At 47.5% G+C, this 12,074-nt stretch carries 11 protein-coding genes; 8 read left to right on the top strand and 3 right to left on the bottom strand.

Going from position 1 to position 12,074, the window contains the following annotated elements:
• Both AC1DP6_RS35625 and AC1DP6_RS35620 read left to right on the top strand, forming a co-directional pair.
• A partial coding sequence (locus AC1DP6_RS35625; protein WP_477059163.1) for a M20 metallopeptidase family protein occupies positions 1 to 1,152 on the top strand: 1,152 nt, incomplete at its 5' end.
• 863 nt (positions 1,153 to 2,015) lie between these two features.
• Positions 2,016 to 3,113 (top strand): glycosyltransferase family 2 protein, encoded by a 1,098-nt coding sequence (locus AC1DP6_RS35620; RefSeq protein WP_477059162.1) that lies wholly within the window; start codon positions 2,016 to 2,018, stop codon positions 3,111 to 3,113.
• A gap of 22 nt (positions 3,114 to 3,135) precedes the next feature.
• On the opposite strand, the gene AC1DP6_RS35615 is transcribed toward AC1DP6_RS35620, so the two are convergent.
• Entirely contained in the window at positions 3,136 to 3,495 is a 360-nt protein-coding gene (locus AC1DP6_RS35615; protein WP_477059161.1) for a DUF1801 domain-containing protein, read from the bottom strand.
• Between the two features lie 101 nt (positions 3,496 to 3,596).
• Here AC1DP6_RS35615 and AC1DP6_RS35610 point away from each other — a divergent pair, with 101 nt between their 5' ends.
• Complete coding sequence (locus AC1DP6_RS35610) at positions 3,597 to 4,349, top strand: type 1 glutamine amidotransferase domain-containing protein (RefSeq protein ID WP_477059160.1); 753 nt, start codon at positions 3,597 to 3,599, stop codon at positions 4,347 to 4,349.
• 155 nt (positions 4,350 to 4,504) lie between these two features.
• Entirely contained in the window at positions 4,505 to 5,515 is a 1,011-nt protein-coding gene (locus AC1DP6_RS35605; RefSeq protein WP_477059159.1) for an LLM class flavin-dependent oxidoreductase, read from the top strand.
• A 65-nt stretch (positions 5,516 to 5,580) separates the two neighbouring features.
• On the opposite strand, the gene AC1DP6_RS35600 is transcribed toward AC1DP6_RS35605, so the two are convergent.
• Positions 5,581 to 5,841 (bottom strand): hypothetical protein, encoded by a 261-nt coding sequence (locus AC1DP6_RS35600; RefSeq protein ID WP_477059158.1) that lies wholly within the window; start codon positions 5,839 to 5,841, stop codon positions 5,581 to 5,583.
• 129 nt (positions 5,842 to 5,970) lie between these two features.
• Here AC1DP6_RS35600 and AC1DP6_RS35595 point away from each other — a divergent pair, with 129 nt between their 5' ends.
• Entirely contained in the window at positions 5,971 to 6,522 is a 552-nt protein-coding gene (locus AC1DP6_RS35595; RefSeq protein ID WP_477059157.1) for a DUF6515 family protein, read from the top strand.
• Between the two features lie 294 nt (positions 6,523 to 6,816).
• Positions 6,817 to 7,899, top strand: a complete 1,083-nt coding sequence (locus tag AC1DP6_RS35590) for a 3-oxoacyl-ACP synthase III family protein (RefSeq protein WP_477059156.1) — start codon at positions 6,817 to 6,819, stop codon at positions 7,897 to 7,899.
• Here AC1DP6_RS35590 and AC1DP6_RS35585 read toward each other — a convergent pair whose 3' ends face one another.
• Positions 7,900 to 9,843: a lectin-like domain-containing protein gene (locus tag AC1DP6_RS35585; protein WP_477059155.1), complete on the bottom strand. Its 1,944-nt coding sequence runs from the start codon at positions 9,841 to 9,843 to the stop codon at positions 7,900 to 7,902. It abuts the gene before it with no gap.
• Between the two features lie 127 nt (positions 9,844 to 9,970).
• Between AC1DP6_RS35585 and AC1DP6_RS35580 the strand changes: the two genes are divergently transcribed.
• Together AC1DP6_RS35580 and AC1DP6_RS35575 are read left to right on the top strand one after the other, a co-directional pair.
• A complete protein-coding gene (locus tag AC1DP6_RS35580) occupies positions 9,971 to 10,396 on the top strand; it encodes a hypothetical protein (protein ID WP_477059154.1) in 426 nt (141 codons plus the stop codon).
• A gap of 44 nt (positions 10,397 to 10,440) precedes the next feature.
• The coding region (locus tag AC1DP6_RS35575) for a DUF5724 domain-containing protein (RefSeq protein ID WP_477059153.1) at positions 10,441 to 12,074 on the top strand (1,634 nt) is incomplete at its 3' end.

Here is a 12,074-nt window from a genome sequence, read left to right as displayed (position 1 = left end):
CTGCTGGAGGAGGCTAYGGCAAATCGCCGCCACCTGCACACAAATCCAGAACTTTCCTACCGGGAATACCAGACGGCCGTTTTCATAGAAGACAAACTGCGGGCGCTGGATATTCCTTTTGAAAGGATGGCTGATACCGGTATTGTTGCTTTATTACAGGGCAGCGCAGCGCCATCCGATAAGGTGGTAGCCTTGCGTGCGGATATAGACGCCTTGCCCATTGTGGAATTGAATAAAGTGCCTTACCGCTCCCGGAACGAAGGGGTGATGCATGCCTGCGGCCACGATGTGCATACGGCGTCCCTGCTGGGGGTAGCCGGTATCCTCAGCCGTATGAAAACGGAATTTACGGGGACGGTTAAATTTATTTTTCAGCCGGCGGAAGAAGTCATTCCCGGTGGCGCCAGTTTGCTGATCAAGGCGGGCGTACTGGAAAATCCACGTCCGGCGCATATCCTGGGGCAACACGTGATGCCGGAACTGCCGGCAGGCAAAGTGGGGTTCCGGTCCGGGCGCTACATGGCCAGCAACGATGAAATTTCCATGACCGTAAGAGGAAAAGGCGGCCACGGTGCCATGCCCAACCTGGGCATTGACCCGGTGGTGATTGCCTGTCATATCGTGATTGCGCTGCAACAGATTGTGAGTCGCCGCGCTAACCCGCTGTCGCCCTCTGTATTATCTTTCGGGAAAATGATCGCCAACGGCGCCAGCAACGTGATCCCGGATGAGGTGAAGTTGCTGGGCACTTTCCGCTCTCTCGACGAAACCTGGCGTAATGCGGCCCATGAAAAAATTAAAAAGATGGCCATCTCCATAGCAGAAGGTATGGAAGGCTCCTGCGATATTGAAATAGAAAGAGGATATCCTGTCCTGATCAACGAAGATAAACTCACTGCCGCCAGCCGCGCATATGCCATTGAGTTCCTGGGAGAAGCACAGGTAGCAGACCTGGACATCTGGATGGCAGCAGAAGATTTTGCTTCCTACTCACAGGTGACAGATGCTTGCTTTTACCGCTTGGGCGTACGCAATGAAGACCGGGGCATTGTTTCCGGTTTACATACGGCGACTTTCGACGCCGATGAAAAAGCGCTGGAAACCGGCGCTGGCCTCATGTCTTATCTTGCACTCAAAACTTTGGGCAATTAAGAAGGTGTTATTTGCACGCCTAATAGCCGGCGTTTTTTGTTAACAGGCGGTTAACAGTGGCTAATTCCCTCCATTCACATGCTATTATCGTGCGTTCACGGAATAACCTGTTGAACTAACGCAGATGAATATATCTTTGGTTCAGGTTTTTCATAGGATATGGTTAAAATATTAAAGGGGAGGTATTCTTACCACCCCTTTTTTTATTGATGGAACTCCCGGTCACACTGCACTTTCAGAGCATCCCCTTTTATTTATTAAGCGTGTTTTTTACAACTGTACCACTGCGAAATTTGTTAAGTGCCGGTTAACATCGGTCAATTTCATGCATTCACGGGATAATATGATGCGTTCACGAAATAGCCCATTGAACTAACGAGGATGAACATATCTTTGGTTCAGGTTTTTCATAGGATATGGTTAAAATATTAAAGGGGAGGTATTCTTACCACCCCTTTTTTTATTTATAGAACTCCCGGCCACACTGCACTTTCAGAGCATCCCCCATTTATTTATTAAGCGTGTTTTTTACAACTGTACCACTGCGAAATTTGTTAAGTGCCGGTTAACATCGGCCAATTTCATGCATTCACGGGGTAATATGATGCGTTCACGAAATAACCCATTGAACTAACGAGGAGGAACATATCTTTGGTTCAGGTTTTTCATAGGATATGGTTAAAATATTAAAGGGGAGGTATTCTTACCACCCCTTTTTTTATGCGTAAACGATTCCCCTTATTTTTGAATCATGCAAAAAATGCTGTTAACAGGAAATCTTCAACAGTTGCAGGAAATATAGAGGAGTTATTATTTTTTTCGAATTGTGAAAGGAAAAAGAATGTTATTTATCTTCGCGCCCTATGTTAACAATTTCCAATTCCATCGATATAATCATTCCAACTTTCCGGTTGGATGAGCAATATTTATTACCACTGATTCATTTGCCTAAACCCGGCGGCTGGAGATTTAACTACTATGTAGTGGTGGATAATCCGCAGGTGAAGCCAGGTGAAGAAATAATGCGTTTGGCAGAAGAAGGGGCAATACAGTTGTTTATTAACCCGGAGAACTTAGGCGCAGCGGAGAGCAGGAATAAAGGAATTAATGGGGGAAACGGCGACTGGATGCTGTTCCTGGATGATGATATTGTAGCAGATGAGGACTTGCTTTTTCAATATGTAAAAGCGATTGAAGCCAACAGAACGTCGATAGGATTTATTGGATTAACTGATTTTCCTGCACCCATGAATACTTTCACGCGGGCGTTAACAGCGGCGGGATTGACCACTATATTCACGATTGCCAACACGAAGGATGAATTTATGTGGGGTGTTACTGCCAATATGGTGTACAATCGTGCGGCCATGCAGGAATTGCGCTTTTCCACCATTTTTCCAAAAAATGGTGGTGGGGAAGATGTAGACCTGCCGGCGCAGATTTGTTTGCGTAACAATGCACGCTTTCTTTGCGTGAAAGAAGCCAGGGTAACACATCCCTGGTGGAATGACGGACAACCGCATTACAAGYGCTTTGAACGTTATGGAGAAGGTATGGCGTTATTGCTGCCCCGCTTCAAACAGTTTACCTGGTATGCGTTTCCTAATCCTGTGGAAGGAATGCTATTGGTATTGTTGAGCGCTCCTTTATTTTCTTTGTATCTCAGCTGGCAGAAATGGCTGATCTTATTAGTAGCCGTTCCGCTGATTGATATGGTGATCAATTATATCCGGGCATCGGGCATGGGTTTTAAAGAAATGAAGGTGGGGTATTATATGACGTTGCTGAGATGCAGTAATGAATGGGGAATGTTTAAAACCGTGATGGGGCAGGGGAAGCTGAGTTATTTCATGAAGCGTATTAATATTGATTTTACGCGTCCCCGTCATTTTCGTACGAACCGCTGGCGGATCATTAAACTGGTGATATATATTATACTACTAGCGGTATTGATCTTTTAAAAAAACTTCTTGTGCGTTGGTCCTATCTTTTTTTGGCTGCGTACCATTTCACCATTTTGTTCAGAATATCATTCACGGTATCCATTGGAATATCTTCCAGGGGATTGATGAGCAGGATTTTCATACGTGCCCGTTTTTCTACCTGTAAAAGGGGATGTGTAATGTGTTTGCCTTCTACGATGCCGAGGTAAGGTTGGTGTAATTGTTTGTGTACCCACAGATAACAACACATTTTGCCATCGTAACAAAAAAAGGGCATGCGGTATTTCCATGCTTCTGTGATATGTGGATTGTATTGCAGCAGATGCGCCCTCAGCGCGAGCAAACAACCTTTGGTGGGTTCTGGCTGCGATTCAAACCAGACATCGATATCGCGTAACATAACCTGTTTTAGCCAATGAAATTACGAATTACTGTCAGTTAAATATTTTTTTTGCTATCTTTCTTTCCCTGACTCCGCCCGCATTATCAAAAAACCGCTGCATGAAGAAGGTACTGGTACCGTTACCCGATTATGGTTTTGATCCGACTGAAGCGGCCATACCCTGGTTGCTTTTGACGGCAAAGGGGTATGACGTACAGTTTGCCACGCCAGGAGGCTACAGCGCTATGGCGGATATGCGGATGCTGAGAGGAGAGCAGTTGGGTATCTGGAAATGGTTGTTACAGGCCAGGAAAGATGCAGTGGCGGCTTATCACCAGATGTCGAACAGTGACGCCTTCTGCAACCCCTGCAAATATGGAGAGATAAAGACCGATGATTTTGATGCGTTGTTGTTGCCCGGTGGCCATGATAAAGGCATGAAGGCATACCTGGAATCTGCTTCGCTGCAGCAGGCAGTAGCCCGTTTTTTTTCAGCACAAAAACCTGTTGGCGCCATTTGCCATGGTGTAGTACTGGCGGCCAGGAGCAAGGATCTGCAAACAGGGAAATCCGTGTTGCATACCTACAAAACAACTGCGTTGTTACAATCACAGGAACTGGCGGCTTATCATCTCACAAAATTCTGGTTGAAAGATTATTATCTCACCTATTCCACTACGGTACAAACAGAAGTGACGGCTAGTCTTAGTGAAGCCGGTCATTTTATTAAAGGTCCCTTACCGATGTTCAGAGATGATCCCCATCATCTGCACCGGGGCTTCACAGTACTGGACGGCCATTACCTGTCTGCCCGCTGGCCGGGGGATGCTTACCGGTTTGCAACGGATTTTATAAAGCTGCTGGGCGAATAATCAGCTACCTGCGGTGGTGCGCCACTGCGTCAATCCCGATCGTTTATGCGGCTGCTTTGCTAATACCTACTTGCTTACCTGTAGGTTATCGGCTCCTGCTCGTCGGCTGCATTGTTGTAAATTTGCAGGAACGAACCAATATAACCGTCTGAAGTATGAGTAAGCATGGAATAAAACGTCCGCTGTCAGTATTAGACCTGGCTCCGGTATTGGAAGGACAAACGCCCACTGATGCATTTCACAACAGTCTGAGGCTGGCACAACACGTAGAAAAATTAGGATATAAGCGCTTCTGGATGGCAGAACACCATAACATGGTGAGTGTGGCCAGTTCCGCTACGGCTGTACTGCTCGGCTATATTGCCGGTGGTACCCATACGATCCGCGTAGGTTCCGGTGGCATCATGCTGCCTAACCATGCGCCACTGGTGGTAGCTGAACAGTTTGGTACGCTGGCCTCCCTTTACCCCGGGAGGATTGACCTGGGGTTGGGAAGGGCACCGGGTACAGACCAGGTCACCGCCCGCGCATTGCGCCGCGACCGTCTCGGCGCTGGTAACGAGTTCCCCGAACAGGTGCAGGAACTCCAACAATACCTCTCTTTTGATAATCATACCGGCCCTGTAAGAGCTATTCCAGGCGAAGGATTGGATATTCCTATCTGGATACTGGGTTCCAGTACCGACAGTGCCTACCTGGCCGCCGCCATGGGACTGCCTTATGCTTTTGCCAGTCATTTTGCTCCCGCACAATTACATGCAGCCCTGAGTATTTACAGGAAGCATTTCAAACCTTCAGAGTTTTTACAGGCGCCGTATACCATGGCTTGTGTAAACGTGATCGCCGCCGATACGGATGCTGCCGCTAATCGCTTGGCTACTTCTTTTTACCAGTTGTTCCTCGGCATTATCCGTGGCCGCCTGCGCCGCATGGGACCTCCGATCGACAGTATGGAAGGCGTATGGAATGAATATGAAGCAGCTCACGCACAGCAAATGCTGGCCTGCTCTTTTATTGGTAGCTCCGATACCGTACAGCAAGGACTACAGCAGTTCCTGGACGAAACACAGGTGGATGAAGTAATTGCTACCGCACATATTTATGACCAGGGGGACCGTTTACATTCCTATGAATTGCTGATGGAACTGTTTAAGCAGCTGAAGTAAGAAACAGCGTTCTCAGAACAATCATTGATAGCAGGGTGTTAGGGGTTATAGATGATGATCTTAATCTATAAATCCTGTATTATGCATTTTCCCTCTGCAAAGCAATGTATGGCTGTACTGGCATTTTTTACGATGTTGTTATCAACAACATCTGTTTCCGCACAAAGAGGAAGGGAAGGCAGGCCTGGCAATCGCCCCGGAGCGGCTGCAAGACCCGCCAACCGCCCTGCCCAGGTGAACAGACCGGCTAACCGCCCTGCGGAACTGAACAGGCCGCCAATCGCCCAGGAGAGGCCGCCAGACCAGCCAATAACCAGTTTAATCAAAACCGGAATAACACGGTTAACCGGAATAATAATAACCGGATTAATAATAATAACAACACCCGCATTAACCGGAACAATAACGTAAACGTCAATAACCGGAATAACGTTAACATCAACCGTAATAACAACGTGAATGTAAACCGCAATGTGAATGTGGTGAACAGAAATGTAACGGTGATCAATCGACCTGCCGCCAGGGTATATCCGGGTCGTTACAATTATTACTACCATCCCTATCGCCCGTATGTCAGCTGGGGCCCCGTATGGCATCCGATCGGATTCCTGGTAGCTACGCTGGCTACCACTGCTATCATTGTTTCCATTCATGATAAGAAGTATCATTATGACCAGGGGGTCTATTATGCACCGGCACCTTCCGGTGGCGGTTATACAGTAGTGCCGGCGCCAATAGGCGCCGTGGTGACCACGTTGCCTTCGGGGTACACGATGGTGCCCGCCGGCGGTAATAATTACTATTATTACAGTGGCGCCTTTTATTCAAAATCCGGTTCTTCTTACACGGTGGTGGCGCCTCCGGCAGGTGCAGTGGTCACCCAAATACCATCTGGCGCAACAGAGGCAACGCTGGATGGCAAAAAATATGTAGTTTATAATGGCACCTATTATCAGCCATTTTCCAATAACGGTACCAACGCTTATGAAGTGGTAGCAGCGGAATGATGTTTTCGTATCTGTATCTCAACATTGATCAGGAAAGCGCCGGAATCAAGATCCTGCTGCCTTTCAACTGTTTGACGAAAAGACAATGGATGCAGGTACTTTGGATTTTGATTGGCAGCAGGACAAGGTAAGTGTGCAGCTGTATACTTTTAATGTGCCTCGTACTATTGCCGTAAAAAGCAACCCGGATTTATCCGGTTAGCTTTTTATTGTGTGGGCGCAATTACCTCCCAAAAGCAAATGTTTGTATCTTTATCGGACGGGGCTGTCAGGTGGCAGCTCAAAAATCAGACTATGATTCAAACATTGCGAACAGTTATAACCGGTACTGGTAGCTTCATTCCTGCTAACAAAAAACTAAATAATGATTTTTTGAACCAGGAATTCTACAGTGACCGACAAGAGCGGATACCTTCAGAAGGGGCGGACATCATCCGCAAATTTGAGGAGGTAACAGGTATTTCTGAGCGCAGGTATGCAGATGTAGATATGAATGCTACGGAAATGGCTGTAGCAGCTGCTGTAGCGGCCATTAAAGATGCAGGAACGGATCCTGAAACGCTGGATCAGATTATTCTGGCGCATAATTTTGGCAATGTTTTAAAAGATACTATACAATCAGATGCCGTGCCCTCACTGGCTTCCAGGGTGAAACAGGCATTAGGTATCCGTAATCCGGCCTGTATTCCATACGATGTGTTATTTGGTTGTCCGGGTTGGATACAGGGGTTAATTCAGGCAGATGCTTTCTTTAAAGCCGGACTGGCAAAGAAATGCCTGGTAATAGGAACCGAAACCCTGAGTCGTGTGATAGACCGTTATGACCGTGACAGTATGATTTTCAGTGATGGGGCAGGAGCCGTGATCGTGGAGGCTTTTGAAGGTGCCGGTAATTCAGCCGGCATTATCAGTGCCAGTGCACAGTCGTACGCCAATGATGAGTTGAACTATATTTATATGGGCATGTCTTATGCGCCGGAAGCGGATAAGCGTATCCGTTATATCAAGATGTTGGGTCGCAAGGTATATGAGTTTGCGCTCAAACGTGTGCCGGAAGCTATGAAAGACTGTCTGGATAAAGGAAATATAGACATTAAAGAGGTGAATAAGATCTTCATTCACCAGGCCAACGAGAAAATGGACATTGCCATTATCAAGGCCTTCTATTCATTATACGGCATCAAGGATATACCAGCTGATATCATGCCGATGAATATTCATGTGCTTGGCAACAGTTCTGTTGCTACGGTGCCTACCTTATATGACATGGTCAGAAGGGGTGAAATCCCTAACCAGTCGGTGCATGCAGGTGATGTGATCCTGTTTGCCTCTGTAGGGGCGGGCATGAATATTAATGCCATTTGTTACCGCGTATAGTTATCGTATAAGCGTTACCGTTCCTTTTCTGCTAAAGCGTCTGCCCGTGTAATCCACTCCCTGCACCATCCAAACGTAGGTGCCGGCAGGAGCGGGCTGACTTTGCCAGGTGCCGTCCCATCCACCGGGAAGGTCGGCGCTGCGGTATACTTCCTGGCCCCAGCGGTTCCAGACACAGAAGAAATCGAGCCTGGGTACCCCGGCAGCGATGACGTGGAAAATATCATTGCGTCCATCGTTGTTGGGGGTAAATGCATTGGGCACGTAAAATTCAGGGCCTTCATACACTTTTACATTGATGACATCTTCATCATGGCATCCCTCCGGAGACAGGAGGGTGAGGCGATAGGTTTGGTCCTTATGTAAAACAGCGATGGGGTTGGGAATATAAGGATTGTTAAGACCGGTAGCAGGCGACCAGGTGTATTGTAAACGGGGATCATTCCATTGCGACTGTAGTTGCAGGGGTTGTCCGTTGGCTACAATGGTATCGCTGCCGGCGCGTGCATATACGGCCGTTACGGTAACCGGAACATCTGTAACAGGGGACTGGCAACCTTCTGCACTAATGGCGTATAGCCGTGCAGGATAGTATCCGGTATCTGCATAGCGATAAGTGGCACGCTGTTGCGTTTGCGTGATACCATTGCCCAGGTCCCAGTTCCATTGCTGTATCGGGACATTGGGTGTGTTGTTGACACCCTGGAAGTTGGTGGTAACACCAAGACAAACATTTTCGCCTGTGCCGCTAACTACGGGTGTATGGCTCACCAGTATTGATTTTCCGAAGGTACTGCCACAACCTTCTGCAGAGGTAACCCTGAGTTGTACCTGCCGCGAACCTGCTGTGGTAAAGGGCGCCAGCGGCGCGGCGCCGGTGGCCGTAGTGCCATCTCCCCAGTCCCATTCCCATTTTTGCAGGGTGCCTACCTTGATGGTGGTAAGATCCTTCATATTGGTATGTGCATTCAGACAAAAGAGACTGGGCCCGAAATCGACTACCGGGTACGACCCTACGGTAAAAGGGGCTTTCAACGTATCGGATTTGCAGCCGCTGTTATCTTCAATCACAAGTTTTACTTCGTAATGTCCCGCTGCAGGGTATACATGTGGAGGAGGCTGCGGGGCGGCAGACAGGGTTCCATCTCCCAGATCCCACCACCAGCTGGTAATGGCACCGAATGAGCTGGAATTGTCCTTAAACTGTATAGGAGTGCCATCGCAGAATACCTGTTGGGGATTAAAATTAAATTCCGGCCTAAGGGCAGCACAAAACTGTTGCAGGTTGGAGCTGCCACCTGTAGAACCCGCAAAGCCCCAGAAAACATTGGGGTCTCCGCCAAAGATATCATTGACCAGGTCTTTATCGAGTGTTAGCCGGACTTCATTATCTATGCTCACTTCCATGTGTTGCAACGCCGCATCCCATTTAATGCGGAACAGGTGCCACTGGCAGTCTTCCACGTTGTCGTTATCCTTTATCACCGTTACCGGCCCTGCGAGATTACCAGCACTGTTATGATCCGTTAAACCATTCATTTGTATGGCCAGGTGATCGTAGGGAGGGTCGTTTTCATCCGTATTCTGCCAGGTATCTATCAGTACGCCAAGAGAAGGAGAGATACCTTTAAAGCCCAGTCCCTGTCCGGTGGCGCCGAGGTTGGTACCTTTTGTTTGCAGAATAAACCCGATACCATCTGCGCCTGTAGCATCTTTACAGCCGAGGTTGATATCAAATACGTAGTTGAAAGACTGAAGGAGATTAATTTTATTTTTATTCCAGACGGTGCCGCTGATGAATTGGTTGTCCGGAGTGAGCACATAGCAGTTGCAGGTGCGCTGGGTGGCGGCTCCATTGAGTATGTATGGTAATTGTGTCTGACCTGTTAACCGGGAATTTATCAGCAGTAGCAGGCTGGTGACCAGGCATAGTATTCTTTTCATGTCAGGGGCCGGGCAGCGGGACAGATTGCCATTGACAAGTTACATGCTTACGGGTTAAGATCAAAGCACAATTATTGGGATAAATGGGTTTTTGCGTTAGTTTTGCCGGACCCAAAGTGATGTTGATATGCAAATAACGATCAGTGTAAAACAACCCGGCAGGAAACATGCGTTAATAGACAGGCAATCGCTGGAAGTGGAAGCGTTATCCGATCATCCTTCTCTCCGTGAGTTGCTGGTGGCGGTTGTGAAACAGCAGGTAACTGCTTACAACAATAAACCGCTGGAGAAAAACCTTCTGCCATTCCTTTCTGCAGAGCAGATAGAAAGCGGTGTAGCCAACGGGAAAGCAGGTTTCGGCAGCATTTATAACGAAAACAAGGCCGACCTTCAAAAGGCCATAGATACTGCTTTGCAGGCCTTTGAAGATGGCCTGTTTGCTGTATTTATCAAGGAGGAAGAAATTAAACAATTAACCGATAAATTTTCGCTGAATAGCGATACAGTGATTACTTTTGTAAGGTTAACCTTTCTCGCCGGAAGCATCTGGTAGAGAAGAATTATTTTAACCCGTCACCCACAGCAAAGACCTTTATTATGGATGCAAAGCAATTCCTGGAAACCCGGGAACTTCCTGATTATTTGAAAAAAATGGCAGCGGAACTGGATACTGTATGCGCCGGAAATGCCACCCACCCATTGTTAACCAAAGAAATGGCAGCACTGGCATTGCTGTTTATTCACGAGTCACCTGACGAAAACCGTAACGACAGTGATTACAATTATCGCAGAAAACTGACCTATAAGAGTGAGCGGTATGACCGCATTGCGGCTTTATTACCTGCCGCCGAATGGAATGATCCGGCCGCCTGGAATTTATTGGTATATATTTTCGGAACGGAGAACGCACCCTATGTAAAATATGCCTGGGAGCAAATCCCTTTTCAGATGTACCAGAGCGATTCTTACCGGCGCTCCTTTACGGCGCCGCATGACCGCGAAGTATATTTTGTGAACCAGCTGAATTTTATCCTCCTGGCCATGCCACAGGCTTACCAGGTGACCTATGAGTCCGGCGTGAAGGTGAGCAGCTTTGATTTAAGCGTGACAGAGCAGGTACGGTACGACCAGACATTTCAAAGCAGCAACCTGTTCAGGATCTGGTCTGCCGCCATAGATATGGGCAATACCGAAGTATTATCGCTGATGGAAGACATCATTTTTAATAAAGATGAGATCGGGAAAGTAACACGTTCCATCATTAAGGCATTGCTGAACAGTAGTAAGGAAAGTGCCTGGATATTGGTAGAAAAGCTGCTGCTGGCAGCACAGCGCCAGGAAGGGCTGCGGCAAACGGTACTGGAAGCTTTGGATGAAACCTCTGTGGGTGCATTGAAATACATGACGAAAGTACTGCTGGATAACAAGATGACGCGGTTTTCTTCTGTAGTACGTGCCCTTGATGTATGGGCAGGTTTGGGTTGGGAGGCCGAAAAAGAAAGCACCGTGAAGTTGTTTCTGGARAAAGCACATGAATACTTACAAACGCCGGCGCTGATTCCAGCCGCAGTAAAGAGCGCCAATAACATGGACGTATATATGGGGTTATGGGCCATGGGCGTGTACGATGTAGCTACCACCAGACCTTTGATAATAGAATTGTTTGATAATGGTAATGTAGAAAAACGTTGCCTGGCATTGAAGTTTGCGCAAGAGACAAAATACTACAATATAAATATGCCCCTGTTTAACAGGGCGCTGGATGATAAGGACGAAGCCGTGCTGGGCATGGCATTGGCCGGTATTAATTCCCTCCCTTTTAATAATGGCGCTTTTTATGATACACATTTCCCGGCGCTGTTTGATCGTTTACATGCCATCGTACAACGGACGGGCAACAAGGAACTATTGTTTAGCGGCAAAGTGTTTTCCTGGATGAATATCAAATTTGACAGGAACGATGCTTTGCAGGCGATGGGACGTTTGGTATTGGGCAGGCAGGACAGACTGGATATCATGCTCTCTTATTATGACGAAATGAATCTTTCGCTGCGGGAGGAATTATGCAGGTTAGTATTCCCCGAACATGCAGCATGGGGATGGAATGAAAATACGGAAACACCCGTGCTGACAGACTTACAGCGCAACTTTGCTATCCGGATACTAAAGGATAGGGGAGAATATGTAGTAAACATCGCCTTCCGTGCATTGGGCAAGGAACAGTTCAATCC

This window comes from Chitinophaga sp. 01L420, assembly GCF_056399985.1.
This window is presented reverse-complemented; position numbering and strand designations above follow the sequence as displayed.

What these genes read in the sequence shown, in the direction of transcription:
- AC1DP6_RS35585 (WP_477059155.1), bottom strand. Translation starts at nt 9,843, where the DNA reads ATGAAAAGAATACTATGCCTGGTCACCAGCCTGCTACTGCTGATAAAT.
- AC1DP6_RS35580 (WP_477059154.1), top strand. Translation starts at nt 9,971, where the DNA reads ATGCAAATAACGATCAGTGTAAAACAACCCGGCAGGAAACATGCGTTA.
- AC1DP6_RS35615 (WP_477059161.1), bottom strand. Translation starts at nt 3,495, where the DNA reads ATGTTACGCGATATCGATGTCTGGTTTGAATCGCAGCCAGAACCCACC.
- AC1DP6_RS35605 (WP_477059159.1), top strand. Translation starts at nt 4,505, where the DNA reads ATGAGTAAGCATGGAATAAAACGTCCGCTGTCAGTATTAGACCTGGCT.
- AC1DP6_RS35610 (WP_477059160.1), top strand. Translation starts at nt 3,597, where the DNA reads ATGAAGAAGGTACTGGTACCGTTACCCGATTATGGTTTTGATCCGACT.
- AC1DP6_RS35590 (WP_477059156.1), top strand. Translation starts at nt 6,817, where the DNA reads ATGATTCAAACATTGCGAACAGTTATAACCGGTACTGGTAGCTTCATT.